We start from the raw sequence: 23,480 nt of genomic DNA, 5'->3' as shown, positions 1-23,480 counted from the left end.
GAATCATCTTCCCGGGGCAGTCCGGTGTGAAATGCTTAAAATGGTCGAGTCATGCAAAAACAGCATGAAGAGGAACGAGCAGTAAAATAACATCACTGCTTTTATGCCGTTATTTAAATAATGATAAAACGTGTTTCTTTACCGGTGTAATCAGTCGATTTTCAACATACGCATGAATCAGCCAGGCAACAAACAGCATCAGAAGAACGACCAGAATGATGGCGACGCTTTCAGGGATGGTATTCATGCAGTAATCAATTATCGCTTTACCGGCAACGTTATGAATCAAGTATAAAGGGTAGGTTATTCCTCCCATCATTAGGAAAACGTTCCTTTGCTTCACGGTAAATCGTCCGGTACTCAGGAGGTAGAACACCCCATAAAAAGACCATATAAACAGTACCGAAATCATTTTTTGCCACAGCCCGGCATTGGTTATGAACTGCTCGGTATGAATAAAACCGTAATAGCTGGACAAAATAAAGGTAGCCATTAATACAAAGCTATTAAATCGGCTCATCCCATGTTCTTTAATCAAGAAAAAGACAACACCAGCCATAAAGAAAGAAGAGTAGGATGGAGATATAAACCACCCCATAAAAAAAGGCTGCCCAAATAAAGTGTGTAAAACCGTTAAAAGAAGCCAAATACTCAGCCAGACAGATATTTTTTCGATGACTTTGAATTGTATTAACAGAAAAATACACAGGTAAAATTTTAACTCTGCTTTTAATGTCCAGTAAATACCATCAATATCCATAAAGCCTAAGTAACTCTGAAGCAAGGTTAAGTTGGACATGACATGCAGGAATGAGTGGCTATTATCAGCGAACATCCATGTAACAAAAACAGTGAAAACCACACCAACCCAGAGCGTTGGATACAGACGCATAAACCTTGATAGGGCGAACGCCATCGCGCTCCGATTCATGGCCGAGAAAACAATAACGAAGCCGCTGATCATAAAAAAGAGAGGTACGCCCAGATAACCGTACTGGGTCACTTCAGATAATAACGGATAGGCGTCAGATTCTGGCCTTGAGACAAGATGATAAAGAACGACCGATAGGGCGGCAAAAAACCGTACGATATCCAAAGCGACGATTCTCATTTTCTCGCAGCACCCACTTATTTTTGTGTCTGACTATCAACCTATCGACAATAACGACCGTTGCTTGTGAGTATTCATCAGCGCTAAGCCTCTGGCATTGTTCGTTACTGTCATTGATCACACAAAGCATTTAGCATAACGTTTACAGCACGAATACTGGTTCAACCTACCTCACATCACAGGTAATCTTTATGCGCTATTTTTTGGCCATCATCTTGCCGCCTTTAGCGGTTTTATTGTGCGGCAAACCTTTTCAAGTCATCTTGAATATTATTCTGTGGATTCTGGGTATTTTGCCAGGCATTGTTCATGCACTTTTTGTGGTGCACACCCATCTGGCGGATAAGCGTAACGAAGAGCTCATTAAGGCCATTGGGAATAAAGACCGCCTATGAACATCACATTTTCAGCCTTTAACTGGAAGCTGGCATGTATTCTGGCTTTGTCTCTGCTGACCGCTGGCTGCCAGAGCACTTATTACAGCGCCATGGAGAAGGTCGGTATCCACAAGCGGGATATCATGGTGGATCGCATTGAGGACACACAAACCGCCCAGGAAGAGGCTCAGGAACAATTCAAAAGTGCCCTTGAACAGTTCCAGAGCGTTATTAACTTCGATGGCGGCGATCTCGAGTCTGCCTACAATGAACTGAACTCCGAGTATGAAGACAGCTTGTCAGCTGCAGAGATCGTTCGCAGCCGGATTTCCAACGTTAAAGATGTATCCGACGCTCTGTTCGATGAATGGCAGGAAGAATTGGATCTTTACACCAGCGCCAGCCTGCGTCGAGCCAGTGCTCAAAAGCTGCAAGATACCAAACGCCAGTATCAACGCATGATAGTCAGCCTCGATAAGTCCGAAAAACGGATGCAGCCTGTGTTGAACGCCTTTCAGGATCAGGTTCTCTACCTCAAGCACAACCTGAATGCCCGGGCCATCAGTGCGCTTAAAGGCGAATTCAACACCATCAAGTCAGATATTGATCGTTTGATCAAAGACATGCAGATCTCTATCAACCACTCCCGTCAGTTTATTGCAGCCTTAAAGCAGCCCTGATCACTGCTGGAGGTTCATTCCTCCAGCATACCGCCGCTCATACCCGTTATCCATGCACTAATCTGAATACCGTATAGTGCTCATTTCGTGGATGCCTATACTTTTTCAATAAGTTATTACCTGTATTTCGAACTTTTGTAATGGGTTCAGAAGCTGCTCAGGAAATGCATCATCTTACTGTCACGGCAGAAGTTCAGGAGTTGTCATGGACGATCGCTCTAGTTCAACAGCGAACGAGCCCCCTTATTCATCAACGCGGAATGCCTCTGCACAATCCTCCGGTGATTCATCTTCGGTCACCATGGCCGCTCCGAGCGGTGAGTACCTGATTGAAGGTTCCCCCGCTGATGTGAAACTTGAGGTACGTGGCCCGGACTTCATCATCACACTCCCCGACGGATCGGAACAAACCCTGTTGATGGCGGGTATGGTGACCGCCTCCGGGCAACCCTTAGAGATCAAATTTGCCAATGGTGAAGTCATCACCGGCGATCAGTTCATTGCCCAGGCTAATTATCAGGAATCCGCAGAAGTTGAACATTTGATGCCCGACAAAGACCGGGCCATCACGATGGATTCAGAGTCTCAGGAGCAATCAACTTACCGTTCACAGAGTTCAGAGCAGCAGCCTGATAACCCTGATGAAAATACCAAGCAAAATGCCCAGGAAAAGGCGGAAAGTGCACCGGCGCAATCAGATTCCGAACAAACGAATGAGGGTGAACCAACGTTCAGTGATGAGTTCTCTGAAGCCATGGCTGAGCTTAAGGAAGAGTTGGATTCTCAGAAGCAATCCAAAGTGTCTTCCAAGTTGAAGAAGGAGCTGGAGGAGGCTTCTGAAAAGGTTCAGAAAGAAGCAGATGAAACCGAGAACGATAATCAGCAGGGAAATGTGACTCAAGATCCACAGAGCACGGAAAAACCAACAGTTCAACCGCCGGAGGATCCGTTTGAAGGGTTGCCTGAGGAATCTGCAGGCATTTTACTGAACGGGTTTGAAGTTCATACCCTCAACTTGGGTGCTCCCATACCTGTAGACGGGATTTACATAGGTGGAGGAGGTTCTGATGAATCAACCACAATGCCTCCAGAGCCAGATCCCGACCCAGACCCAGATAGAGCAACCTACGACTTAGCAGAATTATTTGAACCTGAAGAGATAGACAGCAGTGGCAATATCCAAGGTGATGATAAGAATTATTTTACTAAAGACACTATTGCACAAAAAATAGTCATTGACAGTGGTAACGCTAACCTCGGTATTGACACTGTAAAAGAAACTTTAGTTTATGGCGTACCTGATGGCTGGTCTATCGAGGGTGGTTCTCCGGAGCCTGCGACTGACACAGTTCCCGCTCACTGGATTATTACAGGTCAAGATTTCATACTGACTTACCCTGCCAACAGTGAAGCAGACCCTTTCTCTTTCGGGTTGGTGTTTTCTGTCACTTTTGCTGAAGTAGGCGGCGTTACACGGCCATCACTGAACTACCAAGTTCCAGCCTATGCTGCCCCTCTTGATAAGCACTCCGCAGACTTAGAAAACTTGGTTGAAGGAAAGAAGCCGCTGTTTTTCAATCTTACACATGGTACTGACACCATCACTGGCAGTGCTGGTGAGGATGATATCGATGCAGGTGTTGGTAACGACACCATTAATGCAGGCGCTGGAAACGACACTCTTAAAGGTGGAATCGGTGATGATAAGTTGAATGGTGGTGCCGGTACGGACACTGCAGATTTCACCGATAGCGTGAATGACGTGGTCACTCAAGGAGTCACTGTTAACCTGACCACTAACTCCGCCACCGATGGTCATGGTGATACCGATGAACTCAACAGTATTGAAAACGTCCTTGGCACCCAGTTTGATGATGACATAACCGGCAATGCAGGAAACAACGAACTTAGAGGTGAGCGAGGTGCGGACTTACTTCGGGGCGCCGGCGGTAACGACACACTCTATGGTGGGGATGATGATGACACCCTAAATGGCGATGCCGGTGATGACACACTTTATGGTGGTGATGGCGATGACACGCTGAATGGTGGTGATGGTAATGACACTTTCCATGGTGGAAACGGTGACGATACTTTAAACGGTGGTGATGGAGTTGATACGGCTGACTACAGCAACTACGACTCAGCTATTAATGACAATTTTGCCGGTGATAACCTTTCGAGCATTGAGAACATCATCGGTACTGCTTACGACGATACGATTACTGCCGGCGCAGACAATAATAATCTTCAAGGCAATGATGGTGATGACACTCTAGACGGTGGCACCGGCATTGATGTACTCGAAGGAGGAGCCGGAAACGACACGTTAATATCAAATCTTGATGGCGATACGCTTGATGGTGGTGATGGCGTTGATGATACCGTCGATTTCTCTTCTGCCAGCAGCGTCACAGTATATCTTAGCAACGGTGACACTACTGCTGGTTCAGACACTATCAGAAACATTGAAAATGTCATAGGTACATCCGGCAATGATACTTTCAGTGGTAATAGCCAGAACAACCACTTTGATGGTGGCATTGGCGGCAGTGATACGGTGCACTTTAATCGCACAGAAATTGTCTCCGGTGTCACTGCAAACCTTACCGATGGCAATGCCTCGTACACCTTTGATGGCACTGCCAAAACTGACACTTTCGAGAATATTAATAACCTTACCGGCAGTAATTATCAGGACACACTCACTGGAGATAACAGCGCGAACACCCTCACTGGCAATGATGGCAATGACACGCTTTATGGTGAAAATGGTGATGACACGCTTTATGGCGGTGAAGGTGATGACACCCTTTACGGTAATGATGGTGATGACACTCTATATGGTGGTGAGGGCAACGACACCTTTTACGGCGGTGAGGGTAGCAACACCCTTAATGGCGGCAATGGTAATGACACTGCAGATTATAGTGATAGATCGTCTGCGCTGAATCTCAATATGGGTGACAACAGCAATGCCGGTGGTGATGTACTTAACAGCATTGAAACCCTCATTGCGACCAACCTGAACGATGATATTACCGGCGATGCCCTGGATAATAATATTGATGGTGGAGATGGTGATGACACTATCAATGGTAATACGGGCGACGATACTCTAAGAGGTGCTAATGGTGACGACACACTTAATGGCGGCTCTGGCGATGATGAAATTTATGGAGGCACTGGCAGTGACACCATTAATGGCAGTGCGGGTAATGATGAAATTTATGCCGGCACTGGTAATGACACCGTTAATGGTGGTGCAGGTAATGATGAAATTTATGGCGGTGAAGGTAACGACTCTCTAACAGCTGGCGCTGGTACTGATGAACTCTATGGTGATGCTGGTAACGATACTCTAATAGCAGGCAGCAACGATGATTACCTGGATGGCGGTAGCGGAATAGATACTGCTGATTATTCAGGTCAACCTGACTCGAATGCCATTACTGTTCAATTTTATACCAGTACCGAGCCAGATATTACTGCCGAACTTTCGATCAGCAGTATTGCGGGCGACACAGATCTGTTGAATAGCGTTGAAAACATTACTGGCTCACAGGGTGACGATACATTCCGAGTGACGGGTGTTAACAACAGCCTGGATGGTCAGGCCGGTGTGGATATCGTCATTTTTGATAATGACAATATTTCCAGCGCAGGTGTAACCGCCAACCTGGAGACCGGTGAAGCTCGCTATACCTACGGTGCATCAACAGAAGTCACCGACACACTTGATAATATCGAGAACATTACCGGCAGCGAATTTGGGGATGAGCTCACTGGAGATAGCGGAACTAACGTACTTGATGGTGGTGACGGAAACGACCAATTTTTGGGCTCGGCTGGCAGCGATACTTTAATTGGGGGATCAGGGACTGATACTGCTGATTACAGTGCACTTGATGACAGTGTAACTGCAGCACTCGGCGGAGAATCTGACGGCTCGGCAAACTTTGGCAGTAACACGGATACGCTTCAAGACATTGAAAACCTGACCGGTTCAAGGGTCGATGATAACCTCACTGGCGACCAATATAACAACACCCTTGAAGGCCAGGCTGGAATAGACACGTTAACCGGTATGCTGGGCAGCGATACCCTTCGTGGCGGTACTGGTGATGACCTTCTTTATGGCGGAAATAGCACTGATGACCTGGCCGGTGATCTTAGAGACGAACTCTACGGCGATGCCGGCGACGACGAACTCTACGGCGGCCTTGGCGATGATCGGCTTGAAGGTGGAGACGATGATGACTTCCTTCGGGGTGGCGCAGGTGCAGACACCATTGATGGTGGAGATGGTATCGATACCGCTGACTACTCAACTGCCACGGCGGCTGTGACAGCTCTTCTGGATGGTGGAGCCGCTTCTGTTAACGATAATGGAAGTACAGACACACTGACTAACATCGAAAATATCACCGGCTCATCGAGCAATGACTCATTTGGTGGCGATGCAAACAACAACCGCATTGATGGTGGTAGCGGTATAGACACCATCCTTTTCAACCGAACTGAAAACACCTCTGGAGCAACCGTAGAGTTGGCAGATGTCACCGATGAAGGTTCTGCAACCTACGAGTTTGATGGTACCGAAGCAGAAGACACACTGATAAGCATTGAGAGCATTACTGGCAGTAGTTTTGCCGACACATTTACTGGTAACTCCGGTGTGAACGTGCTTTCCGGTGAAGCGGGAAATGATACGCTGAGCGGCGAAGGCGGAGACGACATACTCAACGGTGGTGCTGATAACGATACCCTGAATGGCGATGCCGGTATCGATACTCTGAATGGCGATGCAGGTGATGACACACTGAATGGCGGAGACGGTACAGACACACTCAATGGTGGTGCTGACAACGATATCCTAAATGGCGATGCTGGTGTTGACAACTTATACGGTGGCGATGGTAACGACACGCTCAATGGTGGCGATGGCAATGATATCGTCAATGGTAACAAAGGTGCAGATACCTTCATTGCCAGCGCTGGTAACGACACCTATAACGGTGCAGGGGATGACAATGATGCCGGCACATCTGACGACAGCACTGACGATGCCACAGATACCATAGATTACAGCAGCTTTGGCTCCGCGATTAATGCAACTATTGATGGCAGTGTTACCAGTGATACTAATGATGATGACACCGATGATAAAACAGACAGCTTAACCAATATCGAAAATCTGATTGGTACTGAATTTAATGATGTGATCACCGGTAATGGTGATGGCAATCAGCTTGACGGTAACGCCGGAGATGATCAGATAAACGGCGGAACAGAAAACGACACGCTGATTGGTGGTCTGGGCAGCGATACGCTTAGTGGTGGTGCAGGCAATGACACACTGAGAGGCGCTACAGAGGCTGGTGATCGAAATGATGACGACATCGATATTGCTGATTACTCCACGTTAGCAGACAGCCTTACATTTACCCTTGAAGATGACGGTAACATGACCTGGAACTTCGAAGGCACTGATACTCTGATTGGCATTCAGGGGGTAATTGCTGGTGGGGGGAATGACACTCTGATTGGTAGTGCTGCAAATAATATTTTGGATGGTGGCCAGGGTACTGACACAGTTGATTTCACCAGTATGGACATCGATTCAGATGGTGTTGAAGTCCGACTTCATGATGATGGTTATCTCACTGCAACCTATACATCTGCAATCAGTCCCGTTTCCAACACTGACATTTTACGCAATATCGAAAACCTGAACGGCACTGATAGTACAGACCTTTTTGAAGGTCACTCGGGTGCAAACACATTTAATGGCAACGGCGGTAATGACACCTTCAATGGCATGGGAGGTGCTGATATCTATAACGGTGGAACCGGAGTCGATACTGTCACCTTCGAGTCTTCAGATTCCGCAATTACTGTTGTGGGTAGTGGTTACAGTACCTGGACTTTAAGTGGAGGAGCATCAGGTTCAACTTTCTCCTCTATTGAAAACGTTACTGGCAGTAATTATGGAGACACCATTACAGGCACCTTTAATCAGAACACTTTGAGAGGCAACGGTGGTAATGACGTAATTACCGGTGCCGATGGGCACGATATCATCTACGGTGGCGCCGGCGATGATACGATTTATGGTGGTTATGATTACAATGGGGGAGCGACCAGGGATAATCAGGATGGTTATGATCAACTCCATGGAGGGGATGGTAACGACACCCTGTATGGAGGTACCGGTGTAGATGTTTTCGTTGGTGGAGACGATCGGGATGCCAGTGCAGCTATAGGTGAGGGTGGTTTTGACACTGTTAAATTCAGTGACCATCTGTCATCAACCAATAAAGGAATAGAAGTAGATTTCACCTACCAGTTTAATAATAAGATTCGTGATAATGGTGAAGGTTATCGCGAGGGAATGTTCTCCATAGAGAATGTCATTGGTACTCAATATAATGATTCCTTCACGACCAGTGACAACATTCTTAGCAGTATTGATAGCTATTCAGAACCAGTTATAGACAAAAATCATATAGGTGGTGGTGGCGGCACAGATACTGTTCATATCAAAACCACAACAGGCTCAACAACCAATCTCAACGACTATACTGGCCTGATCGATAATGTAGAAATTATAGATTTCAGTGACGAAAACCCTAACAGCGTTGGTAGTGGGAATGATGCTATCAATACCACTACCAATGACACGATCAATATTAATTTAAGTAACGTTGACGAACTTACAGGTGGAACCCATTTAACCATTCGCGCTGATACCACTGATACAGTGAATGTTACTGGTGATTCTAATAGTACGCCTGATAATAGCGATTCAAGTTTCACTCGCTACGAAGGTGGTGGAAATACAATTGATGTTTACTTCGTTTAACCTGAAGAGTTAGCAATCCGACTGACTCTTTATCAACATGCTTTAATTATAAAAGGCGCTTTTAAAAAGGAGTACTAAAGCAACCCGCCACAAGTCAACGGATGACTTATGCAAAAAAACACCCAGACAGAACCCACCCCCGGCAATCTCGAATTGGCTGTCATGGTGCTGTTTCGGCTTCAGGGTGTCGACCTTCCTCACGACTACGCTCGCACAGCAGCCGACCAACCTCTTGATGTTAAACACCTTTCTGACCTCGCAAAAAATCGTGGCTGGCAGCACAAACGCTATACCCTACCGTTTGGTGTGATGAATGACCGTCATTTTCCCTGTCTGATTCAATTAAAAGGGAAGCTGTTTCATGTGGTGATGGAGCGTAAAGGGGAAGAGTTTCTGGTGATGACTCCGGAAGGGGAGCAACGCTGGATCCACGAAGAAAAGTTACAGGCAGACTATTCCGGCGTTATCCACCAGCTGGAAAGAGACCCTATAGAGAGAAACAAGCCCAAGTTTAAACAATGGCTGCGAAATCAGGCGGTTCGCCTCTGGCCTCAGTATTCTCAGGTGCTGCTGGCGACGCTGATGATCAACCTGCTCACCCTTGGGTTACCGATTTTCACCCACTTTGTGTTTGATAAAGTATTGCCCGGTCAGGCGATGGATACATTGTTGTCCGTAAGCATTGGTATGGTGATTGTGCTGATTCTGGATTTTCTGTTGCGCTGGCTGCGGAGCTATTTTCTGGACGATGCCTGCCGTGCCATTGCCCAGCAGTCTGAAGCCAGCCTATTAAAAGAAATTCTTCATCAAGAGAGCCATGAATTAACGGCGCCTCCCGCCAAAATCGCTCAGGTGATTCAGGACTTCGCCCGGGTGAAAGAGAGCATTTCCAGCAGCGTGCTCTTAGCCGTGCTGGATATTCCTTTCTTCTTTTTATTCTGCGTTGCGATTTCAATTATTGGCGGCCCTCTGGTCTGGGTGCCTTTGATCATTGCGATACTGCTGATCCCCATGTCGCTATTCAGCTTTAGATTGTCTCAGGAAAAATCAGCGATCAGCAGCCAAAGCAATCAGGATAAAAATGTATTTCTCCATGAAACCATTCGCGGCATAGATACCATCCGGTCGATGGATTCGAGAAGTCAGGTGCTCGCCCGCTGGCGAGTGCTGATCACGGCGGCCACCAGCCGGGAGTTCAACAGTAAATCCGCCGGTGCATTGCTCACATCCCTGGTCGCCAGTTCTACTCAGGCAGTGGTGTTTGGCATGCTGGTGACCGGCGTTCTATTGATTCATGAAGGCAGCTTGCCGCCGGGCAGCTTATTTGCCTGCATTATTCTGGGCAGCCGAGCCATTGCGCCCATGGCGAATCTTTCTATGGCATTAAATCGTATTAGCCATGCTCGCCAGTCATTGCAGCAAATCCGGGCACTGTTCAGCCACCGGCTGGATGAGGAGATGGTTGATGAAGAGCATGCCAAAGAGCTTCACCCAGTGAAAAGTCTACGCAGTGGCCTGAAAATCGAAAACCTGTCGTTTCAATATCCTGGCACCCAGACCTTAGCACTCAGTAATCTTAACTTTCAGATTAAGCCTGGCGAGCGCATTGCGTTACTTGGCGCATCGGGCTGTGGCAAAAGTACTCTGATTGACCTGCTTCAAGCCAATCTTCTGCCCAGTGCAGGGGATATAAAAATCAGTAAACACTCGCTAATGCATGTCGATCTGAAAGACTACCGAAAACACCTTGGCGTTGCCCGCCAGCAACCAACGGTATTTGCCGGCACCGTCCGAAGCAATCTATTGATGGGCAAGGTCTCCGCATCCAAGAAGCAAATCGAGAAGGTTTGTGATCTGGTGGGTTTAAGTGCCTTCATTGAAACCTGCCCACTTGGGTTCGATCACCCTGTCAGTGAGCGGGGGCTCAATTTGTCCGCCGGACAACAACAGGCACTATCTCTGGCGAGAGCGCTGCTTCATGACGGAGAATTAATTATTCTCGATGAACCCACCAGCAGTTTTGATAATGTGAATGAATCCTTGTTGTGCAAAAAATTCCCCAAATTCCTGAAAAAGAAACATATCTTTTTGTTGATTACCCACCGTGCCAGCCTGCTGCAACTTGTGGATAGAATCATACTGATGGATGGCGGACGGATTATTGCAGATGGGCCAAGAGATGAGATTCTGGCCAGAATGTCTGGCCAGAAATCCAGTGGCTGATTATTTTTGCTTTCTCACTAATAATTGATAGATATGATGCAGAGCTCGGAAGACTTTTACCGTTATTGCATTGTTTCGGTTGTGAGACTCTTCCAGCTGAACTTCCATCTCCTGCTTAATTTGCGTTTCGTTATCCTGAAGCCTTTTTTCCAGCTTATCCAATTTTCTGGACTGATCTTTACGAACCAGCCAGCTGACATGACGTACATAACGTTTGATAAAGCGCGTGATGCGTTTTAGCAGTGATAACTCCAACTCTTCCGCTACTACTTTCATCTGTTCTTTGACATCAGAGCCCATCATTTCAGGCATACCTTCTACCTGTTGCAAAATAGACTGCAGTGTTTGGTTACCTTCTGCTGATTGCGACTGAAGTAACGCCTGTAAACGTAAATCGTCGCTTTTCTGTGAGATTGATAACGTACGGTGTTCTTCACACTGTTTATGTTCCTGCTGACTTTCAGACAGCTGTTGCCCAAGCAGTGTTGATTGCTCATCAAGACTATCCGCAGCCTTTTCAGATGTCGCAGACATGCGCTCCAACTGAGATTGCAGAGCCATCAAATAGCTTTCTACCTTTTGCTGGCGAAGTGTGTCCTGTATTGCTTCTAACTGATTCGACTGACTGCTAGCAATCGCTTCGGTTCTGGCGAGCTGAGAACCTGCCACATCCAACAACTGTTGCAGAATGTGCTTTACGTTCTGATCGCTAAGGTTCTCGTTGATCGCATCCAACTGCTCTCCCTGGGTCGTTGCAATGGCGTCCATTCTGGTGAGCTGGGTGCCCGAAATATCCACCAGCTGCTGCATAATGTGTATTGAGTTCTGCTGCCGAAGTGTTTCATGCATGGCATCAAACTGGTCCGCAAGGGAAGTGGCAATGGCTTCCGTTCTGGAGAGCTGATTGCCTGAAATATCCACCAGCTGGCGCAGCGCATGTTTCAGGCTGCCCAAATCCACATTCACAACCGCGCCATTGTTGCCGTTGCCTGAAGAATGACCACCAGCAAGTGGGTCGCTATTAGCCTGACTTTCTCTCAATTCCTCACTGGCAGAGATAGCGAACTCAAACAACCAGTTGGAATAATTGTTGCCAAACACCGTTCCCGCTTTGTTCACATTCATGGCCAGAGCACCAAGAATAACCGAAGAACTCAAACCGGCCAGAGAGGTACCAAAAGCCACGCCCATGCCATCCAGTGGCTCTTCCAGGCTTTGAATAAGTATGACCAGCATTTTGGTTAAATCTTCATCACCCGATAGGCCGGATGCAAGATAACCAATCAAACTGTTGATCGAGCTGACCGTTGAAAACAAACCTATAAATGTCCCTAAAAGACCAAGGTACAGTAATAAATTACTGAAATAACTCATGATCGAGCGACGTTCAGACAAACCATTATTCACAATATTGAACAGGCTTCTGGCAACTGAGGGGAGAATGCGATTGACCGCTTCGCCAGAAGACTCATATTTATTCAGATTCTTTTGAAGGCTGTAGAGCAACTCAGAGGTGAGAAAGGTTTTCTCTTGGTAAGCACGAAGGCCTTCCATATCGAGACTTTCAAACAGGAAGTGATCAATATCCCGCAAGGCTTTAAAGTCTCCTCTGAGCCGGTATATGTTCCGAAAGCAAAGATAAGTGCCAAGGCTAAAAGCACCGCCTATGGCCAGGTTGAGCAATATATTCGTCTGAAACACATCGAACAGAATGTTGTAATTAATGATTAGCAACAAGATGACTGCTGCCAATATCACGATCATTCTGCGGAGATAGTTACCGATAATGCCGGGCGGTTTAACCCGAATATGCTCTGTCAGTCCTGTCACCTTGCTTCCCCATTTCTTATAGTTGTTGAATCTTTTTAATGACAGCGTTTTGATAGAGCAACAGGCTCAATACGCTGTTGTAGTAATCATAAGAAATTCGTACATCGTCCATCTTTGCCCGATGGTGATCTCTCTGAGCGGTTGAAATATCCAAAAGACTTTTCTGCCCCAATTCAAACTCTTTTCGATAAAGACCAACGACTTCTTTACTGACTTTTAAATACTCAGCATTCGATTCTCGTTCTGCAGCAAACCGTTTCATGTTGCTCCACTCAGCCCGTATGTCTTTTTTAAGGTTTTTAATATACTCATCGCGCTGATATTCTGATCGGTTCAATAACAGTGAACTTTCTACTTTTTTGCTTCGAGCTTTGCTTCCATCCCAAAGGTCATAAGTCAGTACTAATTTTGCCTGAGCCTCTTCTACCCAAACTATCTTTTCAAGGCCTTCTGCGCTCGTTTTATCTCTGGTTTGAAGAGATTCCTGACGAGTCCAACTTCCTTCAAGTGTTAATGTTGGATAAAGATCCCGGCGACTCGAATTCAGCGTTGCTCTGGCTGCGTCTACTTCTTCATTCTTAACCAAAAGCCCGTAGTAAATATTTTGGGCTTTTTCTAAAAGAGCATCTTCTTCTTCATTGACCACCAACTTTGTGAAACCAGATGCGTTAAGATCTTCCGGGGGCTGACCTACCGCTAACGTAAATGCTTCGACCGCAAACTCACGGTCAGCGACATAACTAATTCGATCTTTCTTGGTTGCTTCCAATAATGCCGCCACCTGCTTAACTTCCGAGTAGGAAGACGCACCAGCAGCTTCGCGTTGTTTCATGGTATCCAGTAATTTTTTATACACCGCTGTATTCTCATCCAGCAGTGTCAACATTTCATCGAGGCGCAGAATTTCCAAGTAAGCTCTGGCTACCAGCAATGCCAGTCTCTGCTCTCCTTCTTGATAACTGAACTCTCTGGCGCGGACAGTGGCGGCAGCTGAATCTATGCGATAGCCCGTCTGGTGAAAGTCATAAACCAACTGACGTAGCTCAAGCTTGCTTTTATGGTTATCAGTCCAGCCTTGATCATTATTACCATCATCATTGCTGGTTTCATAAGTGCCTTTCTCAAAGCTTATCGATAGCTGTGGATGAAGGTCACCTCGTATCTGACGCAATCGAGCCTCACCAATACGGGCATCTACCTCCAGCGTTTTGGTAATCGGATTGCTGGCAATTGCCAGATTAACGGCCTCCTGCAAACTCATACCCCATGCAGTTGGGCTGCAGACTAGTAAGGGAAGTAAATATTTTCTGAAGTTAGGAATCATTTAAGTCAATTTCCCGTCAGACTGTTGAGCCAGCTATTTATTTGAATACGCTATAAATTGTCATCTGACTGTTAATCGACTGATTATCAGGAGTTTTTATCCTTTCAACACCAAATCATCATAAACTCACTAATTCGATAAATGGATTAATCATGCGATGAATATAAAGATTTAACCTAATAAACAGTTCACTGAAGGTTACGCCTGATAATTATTTTGATTTCATATGGTTACTGCATTCTTTAAATCCATATCCACGATCTGCACGCCATTTGACGTCCGATAAAGTCCATGCATCCCCGGTAATCACCAATAAGCCTCTACTATTCTTACCATTATCTAAACCTGCTTAATTTGCGCCCATGATCACCGGGTACTCAAAGGAAGACATAATCGATGAATGGACGCAATAACGTGAATGGAACCAGTGCCAACGATAACCTCGACGGCACTTCCAGCGCGGATTACATTGCCGGACAGGAAGGCGATGATGTTCTTAACGGTCAGGATGGCCATGATGTCCTAACAGGTGGCGCCGGTGCAGATACCTACGACGGTGGTGCCGGCAATGACCGCTATATCCTCGGCAATGATGGCAATATTGATACCCTCTATTTTGTCTCCAACGATGAGCAGCAGGACATTCTTGATGTCACCGACGTGCTGCCAGACCGGGCATCCAGCAGCAACCTTAAGGATTTCCTCAAAGTCACCAGTACCGGTGTCTATATCGATTCCACCGGCCGGGGTAATTTCACGGCGGACTCTCAGGTCGCCCGCTTTTCTGCTGCCAATTCTAATTTTGGTAATATCATTTCGGTGCATGTGGCCGGTGTTGGTACGATTCAGTTTGACCGCACAGTGAACAGTGATGATCCGCTCATGACCACCAGCCCGGTGACCGGAACAGACGGTGATGATGCATTGAACGGCTCCGATGCCAGTGATCGCATCACCGGTGGCGCGGGTAGTGATACGTTGTCCGGCGGAGCGGGCGTTGATTACTACCTCGGAGGGGCGGGCAATGACATCTATGTCATGGATGATCTGTCCAGTGTCGATGTATTGCGGTTTACCAACAACGATACCGAACAGGATGTTCTGGACATCAGTGAGATTGTGTCCGGCGTTACCGAGGAGAATATTGCCAGCTTTGTGAAGATCTCTGAGCGGGGTGTGTATATTGATACCACGGGCAATGGTCGGTTCACGTCAAACACACAGATTGCGGCTTTTGATAAGCAGTCGGAACTGGGTGAAGTGGTGCGTATTACCGTGGATGACAGCACCACTCTGGATTTTAACTGGGCAGAGTCTTCTGCAACCCCGCTCTCTGATGAAATCATGAATGAGCGCATGTTCACCAATTCCACCCGGGGGTTTTTGAACAGTAAGGATGGTGAGGTGTTTCAGCTGCAGCTGGATACCCATAACCTGCGCCAGGCCTTTGGTGGTCAGGGCGATGAAGAGCTGGATGCATCCAGTGTGGCCAGTGACCGGGTAAGCCTTTATGGGCGTGCCGGTAACGATACGCTCAGAGCGAATGACGATAATGCATACCTGGACGGTGGTGATGGCGATGACCGTCTGTTCGGTGGTGATGGCCGCAACGTTATGTACGGTGGGGAAGGCTCTGATGAATTCATCATGACGCTGGAAGCCTCCACCAATGAGGATTTGAAATACGACATCCTCGCTGACTTTACTAGCATTGAATCCCATCGAGACATTCTGAATCTTGAGCAGATCCTGCCCGAGAGTGCGACCGAGTCCAATCTCCGCGATTACCTGATGATCACCGACAACGGCGTCTTCGTGGATGTGAATGGCACCCGGGAGTTCAATCTGGAAAACCAGTTGGCTCGTTTTGGCGCCAGCAGTGAGCTGGACAGTCAGGTTCGCCTGAAAATGCCGGGTGGCTCCGAGCTGTTATTCAACCGGGATGAAAATCTGGTCATTGAAGGGGATGACGAAGACGAAGTTCTGAAAGGCGGTGATGGCAGTTATGAGATCCGCGGTGGCGGTGGCGATGACATTCTGGACGGTGATGCCCTGGGCACGACGAGCAGCGCTGACCAGTTGTACGGTGGCACTGGTAACGATGAGCTGTACGTGGATTTTGCAGATATCAGTGAAGGCGTCATTGATGGTGGTGAGGGTTATGACCGGGTCAGAATGGAGACAGAAGCAGGTCAGGACACCACCTTCAACATGCAGGAAAACAGTGTCGAGTTTGTTTTTGGCGGTGACAGTAACGACACGATTGATGCTTCCGGCTATCAGGAAGGCCAGGGCACCTGGGGGCACCATCTGATAGATGCGGGCGAGCGAGACGCATCAGGCACCCAGAGAGCGGTACTGATTGGCGATGCGGGTGAAGACACCTTGATCGGAGGGGATGGCCGGGACTACCTGGATGGTGGTACTGACGATGACCGGATTGAAGGCGGCGTTGGTCGTGACTTTATGATCGGTGGCGCTGGCGATGATACCTTTGTACTATCAGATGATGGGGCTGTGGATATTATCTGGGACTTCACCTCCACCGAGGATGAGCAGGATCGATTCGATATCAGCGCTCTGATCCCCGAAGGCGTCACTGAAGAAGAGATGTCCAACTACCTGTTGATTACGGAGGATGCGGTTTATGTTGACAGTACGGGTGGGGGTGATTTTTCAGACAGCAATCTGGTGGCTCGCATGGGGGGGGGCAGCACCATAGACAACCCGGTCAGTGTGACGGCCAATGGCACGGAGATGGCGGCTACTCAAAACACGGCACCGGTGGCAGGCGATCCGATTACCGCGAACGTCGCCGAGGACAACAGCATCACCCTGACTCAGGAACAACTATTGACGAATGCTTCAGACCCTGAAAATGATTCACTGACCGCCACCAACCTCAGCACTTCCGACGAATCCGCTACCATAACCGAAAACGACAATGGCTCTTTTACCATTACTCCCGGTGCCAATTTCAACGGCGAATTGGAACTGAATTTTGATATCACCGACGACAGCCTCAGCACATCGAGTCAGGTAAACCTGACGGTAACCGCCGTCAATGATGGTCCGGAAGCCAGCAATTTCAACGACACCATTGAAGAAGACCAGACTCGAATCATTACGCCAGAAGAGCTTCTGGAAAACGCCACCGATCTAGACGGCGATGACATCACAGTAACATCACTGCAGGTGACCAATAATACCGGTGACATCATTGAAAACGATGATGGTACTTGGACGTTCCAGCCCAATGAGCATCTCGGTGGAGCAGAAGCAATTCTGGAGTACACTGTTAGCGATGGAATAACCACAACAACAGCTAATTACACGTTGACCATTCAAGCGGTGGCTGACGATACGGACATTCAACTATCAGCCTACGATACCAGTGGCACTGAAGAAGGCAGTATTGAAGAAACGGAATTACTGGAAATTGATGAAGGCGGTACATTCCAAATGAATATTTCTTCTGAGCTGGTAGACACCGACGGCTCAGAAACATTAACCATTTTCCTCGATAACAACCCTATAGGCTCCGTAGTTTCCGATGGCACCAATTCATTTACCATAACCGAAGAAAACCCATCTGCAGAGATCACCGAGTGGAGTCTATCAAGCATTCAGGTGGTATTACCTGACAATTATGTTGACTGGTTTCGCCCCACTATAAGAACTCTTACAGAAGAAAACGATGGTGATATAAATGAAACTACCTCCTACATAAGGGTAGGCGTCCGCAATGTTAATGATGCACCAGAAACGGAAGACCGAACAGAAACGATTTCAGAGCATCGTATTCATCAATTTGAAACCAGTGATTTTGAGTTTAATGACATTGATTCTGGTGCTAACTTTGTACGAATAGAAATAAAGTCACTTCCTGACGGTGGTGAGCTAAAACTCAATGATGATCTGGTAGAAGTCGGCCAGCGTATTTCATCCGATAATATAGATAACCTGACGTATACATCTGCCAGAATAGATGAAGATACTCAGGTTACTTTTGACTTCACCGTCAGCGATGGTGCTCTGGAAAGTGAAAGCAAAACTTATACATTAAATATTACTAGTGATGTTGACGAAGCACCCACAGTAGCTGAAGCCACGGATGTGGAAGGCGCAATAACAGAGTTGGATGACGGCGCATCTGGAGAGAGCACATCCACACTAACGGAAAATGGCAGCTTTACCATCACCGCAGATGATTATCGAAATACCCAATCAGTTGAATTTGCTGCCACTGCGACAGACTATCTTGGTAGCTTCAGTGTTGATGTTGGTGATGACACAGCAGGTGATGGCAGTGGTCGAATTGACTGGAACTTTGAGATCGATGATGGCGATCTTGATTATCTGGCGGAAGGGCAAACACTCATCCAGACCTACACCGTGACCGTTTCGGATGGTGTTGGTGGTACCGTTGATCAAGACGTTGCCATTACTATCACTGGGACTAATGACGCCCCCGATATTACGGTCACCGATGTAGCTGGCACTATTACCGAGCTTGATGATGGTGCCGATGGTGAACGAACCGCCACCCTAACCGACGATGGTAGTTTTATTTTCGATGATGTGGATTTGAACGATGATGGTCACACGGTAGATTTCACCGCTACCTCATCCGGTTACCTGGGTGAGTTCAGCATCAATGTTGAGGATCCCAGCGATACCAGCTCCGGCCGCGTAGATTGGAATTTCGAAATATCCGATGGCGATATCGATTATTTGGCTGACGGTGAAACTCTGAATCAAACTTACACGGTTACTGTCTCTGATGGTCAGGGTGGCACCACTGAACAAGATGTCGTGGTTACTATTACAGGTACTAACGACAGACCAACAATACAGTCCGTCAATGATGTCAGTGGCAGTGTCACAGAGAGCGCAGACAGGTCTGCCAGCGAAAACTCGGTAACCCATAGTGATAATGGCAGCTTCACCATCGCGGATGTTGACTTATCTGATGCCCAGTCAGTATCTGTTACGCCAGCAGGCTCAGGCTATCGAGGTAACTTTTCTCCCACTCTTGGTAACTCTAGTAACGGAACGCAACAAATCAACTGGTCTTACAGCGTCGACGACAGTGCTCTTGATGACCTCAATGCGGGTCAGGCACTGACACAAACCTACACTGTTACTGTCACTGACAGTAGTGGCGATACTGTTACTCAGGATGTGTCCATTAACCTTAATGGTACTCAGGATGTCAGCGACCTCGTTAACCACAAGATGGCTGGGAAAACTATCACATTACAGATAGGTGGTAGTAATACCTTCGGGGCGCCCATTTCCGCTTCAGCCACTATCACACTGCCAGCGGACGTAAGCAGTGGCTACACTCGGGAAGTTCAATTCCAACAAGGGTTTAACTTGTATCATGCCACCATAAGAATTCAAGACGTTGGCTCTGGCATCAGCTTCTCGCAGACGACCGGTCATCAAACACTCTGGTTCAACCCTGGCGGGTATATATTTGGTAAGCAAAGCATTGGTGTGAGCACAGGTGGTGCTGGTGTCGGCATTAATAGAGTAAATATGGATGGAGGTACTCTTGTTAATGGTTATATAGGCACTGGGGGACGAACATGGACCACATCACCTCCGGTTGTGATTGATCTGGATGGTGATGGAATCGAAATTATCGGCGTTGATGAGTCAGAGACCTACCTCGATGTCGATGGTGATGGTGATCAGGAAAAAACGGCATGGGTCAGTGGCGACGATGGCTTTATCATCACCGACCTTGATGGAGATGGCACGCTATCTTCAATGGACGAACTGTTTATCGCCCAGCAAACCGAAGAACATGACACCGACCTAGAAGCGTTGGCAAAACTGTACGACAGTAATCAAGATGATGTGCTGAACTCAGAAGATGAAAAGTTCGAAGATATTCTGATCTTTCAGGACAAAAACCAGAATGGTGTCGCTGACGAGGGCGAAATTATCACTCTTGCCGAAGCGGGAATTACAGAGATTTCAGTCGTATCAGACAAGCAACAAAAAATACTGGATGACGGCTCAATAATCCATGGCCAAACCACTTATACCAAAGCAGATGGCTCTGAGGGCATTATTGGTGATGTTGAATTAGCTTATGAAGACTCACCACAGGAAGCCACATCAAACTCACCGGAGTTGTTAATATCCCACGCTACAGATAATGAATTGGTTCTTATGTTTTCTGAAACTCTGCATGGTTCAGTGGAAAATGCTGAGTTCACTATCACGATCGATGGTGTCAGCAGAATCGTTTCCAGTGCTGTAATTAACAATAGTGAAGTCGCCATCAGCTTTGATGGTCCAGCCATCGAAGATGATCAACAACTGACGTTTGACTACACCGGCAACGCTCTACTCGGCGTGAATGACATCCCGGTGGAAACCATCAGTGAACAGCTTGCCGGATTCAGCCACAGCACCACTAAAAGCCTTAATACCTTGATTGGTGATGCAGATGAAAACACGTTCCATATTGATCATGACGGCGCAACCGTAACCGGTGGCGAAGGTAGAGATGTGTTCTTCTTTGATGTGAGCGGTATGGCAGGGGGCCCTTCTGACCTTACCATCACAGACTTCAACCAAGAAGTCGGCGATGTGCTGAAAGTGGATGATATTCTTATCAACTCAGCTGATAGCCTTGATCAATTATTCAGCTTCTCCACTGCTGGTGCGGATACGATTATGGAAATACGTCAAGAGGCGGGTGGTGATGTTACCAAACGGGTAACCTTCAAAGACATTGATCTCACCGGTGGAGGGTTACCTGATGCAGACGTGATTAACAATCTTCTGGATAATGGTAACCTTCAAGCAGACCTTTAGTTAACATCGGATAAAAGCTCTTATCTGAGGTGCCGATAAACTCTTTCATCAATAGAGCCTATTCGGATTAAACACCTCAGCCATGTCAGATGAAAATCAAGAAAATCCTTGGCCCGGATTCGTGGATATCATGTCCTCGGCATTGCTTGTGTTTGTCTTTCTTGTTCTGGTGCAGCTGTTGGTCATTGCAGGCATCAGCTTGAAAGTTAGTCAGCAGGCAGTAGAGCAGGCATCAAAGAGTAATACAACCCAGAGCACTGATGTGGTTTCCAAGCGCCGGGAAAACGCACAATCTACGGAGTTGGTGCTCACAGATACGAGCATCAAGATTATCTATACACAGCTTGAAACGTTACTTTCTGAGCAGAATAAGGGTCAGTTCAATCAGTGGGTGAAAAAGCATAAAGATGAAATTCTCACCAACCCTATTGTTATTACCAGCTTCTTGAGCATGAAGGATCTCTCTCTCACAACTTCTTCTTTTGTCTCCTACAACCGTCTTATGGACCTTCGGGACAGGCTGATCAAAAATGGACTTCCAGCAAAAAATATTACTGTACGTATCAGCAATAATCAGGAAATCAACAACTACGCAATTATTCAGGTCAGCAAATGATCGTCGTCTGATACGCAAGCTGTTTTCACGCTACAGCCTTGGAGCACTGATATTCCTGGCATTTCTGGTTTTCTTAATCTGGGCCTCTGTCACCTCTATTGATATTTTTGTTCATGGTACAGGGAAGGTCACAGCAGATAGCAATAATAAAATCATTGAACACCTTGAGGGAGGCATTCTTTCTGAGCTCAACGTTTCAGAAGGACAGAAAGTAACTAAAGGAATGCTGCTTTTCATTGTGGAAAATCCAAAATTAATGGAAGTCACTGAGGTTTTGCAGGAAGAATTATCAGAAAAATACGCCCGCATAAAACGACTACTGGCAGAAAAGCAAGGAAATGCCTTTACTCTGGAATCAGTGGTCGATGAAACACCAGAATTAAAAGACTATCTATATAACGAGTGGCAGCTCTATCAAAACCGGCAACAAGCTCTGGCAGACCAGAGAGCCATCATCGAACAAAAAATAATTCAGAAACAAACTGAGTTTGAAGAGCTTGAGCAAACTACTCAGGATCTTGGCAAAGAGTTGGTCGTTGCCAAAGAGCAAAGAGATATGCTGGAAAGTTTGATGTCAGATCGGGCAGGCTCAAAATCAAACCTGTTGGAACGGCGTATGGATGTGTTGCGAATGGAAACACGCATTAATCAATCCAGTCATAAACTAACGGCAATCAGTGCGGAGCTGAAACAACTGGAGCTACAAAAAAATCAATTGCAAACCGATTTCAAAGAAAAAGTTCAAGATGAATTCAACCGGGAGATGGCAAAAATTGCCTTGCTCGAAGCTCAGGTTAACGCCTCAAGGCAACGTGAAAGCCGTAGCGAAATCCGAGCTCCTGTCAGCGGCACATTGCACAGATTAATTACCGGTACCGTAGGTGAAGTGGTTTCACCAGGAACAACCATGGCTGAAATCGTTCCTGAAAATGAGCCATTAATGATTGAAGCCAGAATATTGCCCAAGGATCGTGCTCGTATCTGGCCAGGTCAAAAAGCCAACATTCGTGTTTCCGCTTACGATTACAGCAGCTACGGTGGACTCTTGGGAACCATTATAGATATCAGTGCAGATACCTTTCAAAGTGAGAACCCGCCTGGGGATTATTATCAGGTATCCATTGCAACGGATGAGTATGGTTTTGGGGCTGACAAACCATTACTGCAAGGAATGACGGTAGACGCCTACATTGTATCCGGTAAACAAAGCGTGCTGGCTTATTTGCTACCAGATGCATTTTCTAAACAAACATTGGATTTGAAATGGTCTGAGTCCGCCATAGACTAACTTTAAATGTGTAACAATTATCAGGTAGCTAAACCATTTAATACTTAGCATCAACTGACCCCTTCCAAAATCAGCTCACTGACCAATCTTCTGAGCCTAAACGAACTTGCCCTTGAGTTCGTTCAATAAGCATATTGACGAACAGGCATAAGATCACGATTAGCGACAATAACTAGGTATTGTTCTTTGAGGGGGTTAAGAATAAATAGGTCACATAGCAAAAACCCCGAACACGAAGTGCTCGGGGTTTTTACAGCCTTGAGCGAACTCAAGGGTAATTTAGTGCCTGGCGATGACCTACTCTCACATGGGGAAGCCCCACACTACCA

At 46.8% G+C, this 23,480-nt stretch carries 10 protein-coding genes; 7 read left to right on the top strand and 3 right to left on the bottom strand.

Features of this window, described 5'->3' with window-relative positions; genetic code table 11:
• Positions 1-109: 109 nt before the first annotated feature.
• Positions 110-1,111, bottom strand: coding sequence for an acyltransferase (locus Q1B11_RS18850; RefSeq protein ID WP_299735301.1), 1,002 nt, complete (start codon positions 1,109-1,111; stop codon positions 110-112).
• A gap of 191 nt (positions 1,112-1,302) precedes the next feature.
• Here Q1B11_RS18850 and Q1B11_RS18845 point away from each other — a divergent pair, with 191 nt between their 5' ends.
• The 4 genes from Q1B11_RS18845 to Q1B11_RS18830 all read left to right on the top strand — a co-directional run bounded on the left by Q1B11_RS18845 (position 1,303) and on the right by Q1B11_RS18830 (position 11,256).
• The gene (locus tag Q1B11_RS18845; RefSeq protein ID WP_299735299.1) at positions 1,303-1,506 is read left to right on the top strand and encodes a YqaE/Pmp3 family membrane protein; all 204 of its coding nucleotides are present in this window, start codon (positions 1,303-1,305) and stop codon (positions 1,504-1,506) included.
• Entirely contained in the window at positions 1,503-2,168 is a 666-nt protein-coding gene (locus Q1B11_RS18840; RefSeq protein WP_299735297.1) for a DUF2959 domain-containing protein, read from the top strand. Before Q1B11_RS18845 ends, Q1B11_RS18840 begins: the two co-directional genes overlap by 4 nt.
• A 205-nt stretch (positions 2,169-2,373) precedes the next feature.
• Entirely contained in the window at positions 2,374-9,033 is a 6,660-nt protein-coding gene (locus Q1B11_RS18835; RefSeq protein WP_299735295.1) for a hypothetical protein, read from the top strand.
• 108 nt (positions 9,034-9,141) lie between these two features.
• The gene (locus Q1B11_RS18830; RefSeq protein WP_299735293.1) at positions 9,142-11,256 is read left to right on the top strand and encodes an ATP-binding cassette domain-containing protein; all 2,115 of its coding nucleotides are present in this window, start codon (positions 9,142-9,144) and stop codon (positions 11,254-11,256) included.
• Here Q1B11_RS18830 and Q1B11_RS18825 read toward each other — a convergent pair whose 3' ends face one another.
• Together Q1B11_RS18825 and Q1B11_RS18820 are read right to left on the bottom strand one after the other, a co-directional pair.
• A complete protein-coding gene (locus Q1B11_RS18825) occupies positions 11,257-13,086 on the bottom strand; it encodes a hypothetical protein (RefSeq protein WP_299735291.1) in 1,830 nt (609 codons plus the stop codon). It lies immediately after the preceding gene.
• Between the two features lie 16 nt (positions 13,087-13,102).
• Positions 13,103-14,347 (bottom strand): TolC family protein, encoded by a 1,245-nt coding sequence (locus Q1B11_RS18820; protein WP_299735289.1) that lies wholly within the window; start codon positions 14,345-14,347, stop codon positions 13,103-13,105.
• A gap of 459 nt (positions 14,348-14,806) precedes the next feature.
• Here Q1B11_RS18820 and Q1B11_RS18815 point away from each other — a divergent pair, with 459 nt between their 5' ends.
• The 3 genes from Q1B11_RS18815 (at position 14,807) to Q1B11_RS18805 (ending at position 23,151) form a co-directional block, all read left to right on the top strand.
• A complete protein-coding gene (locus tag Q1B11_RS18815; RefSeq protein WP_299735287.1) occupies positions 14,807-21,247 on the top strand; it encodes a tandem-95 repeat protein in 6,441 nt (2,146 codons plus the stop codon).
• A gap of 130 nt (positions 21,248-21,377) precedes the next feature.
• Positions 21,378-21,863, top strand: coding sequence for a hypothetical protein (locus Q1B11_RS18810; RefSeq protein ID WP_299735285.1), 486 nt, complete (start codon positions 21,378-21,380; stop codon positions 21,861-21,863).
• Positions 21,778-23,151 carry an HlyD family type I secretion periplasmic adaptor subunit gene (locus Q1B11_RS18805; RefSeq protein WP_299735283.1) on the top strand — a complete coding sequence of 458 codons (1,374 nt, stop codon included), beginning with the start codon at positions 21,778-21,780 and terminating at the stop codon, positions 23,149-23,151. Before Q1B11_RS18810 ends, Q1B11_RS18805 begins: the two co-directional genes overlap by 86 nt.
• The last annotated feature ends 329 nt before the right edge of the window (positions 23,152-23,480 follow it).

This window comes from uncultured Endozoicomonas sp. (assembly GCF_947495845.1).
Taxonomy (GTDB): domain Bacteria; phylum Pseudomonadota; class Gammaproteobacteria; order Pseudomonadales; family Endozoicomonadaceae; genus Endozoicomonas.
The sequence above is the reverse complement of the archived record's forward strand: the minus strand, read 5'-3'. Positions and strand labels throughout refer to the sequence as shown.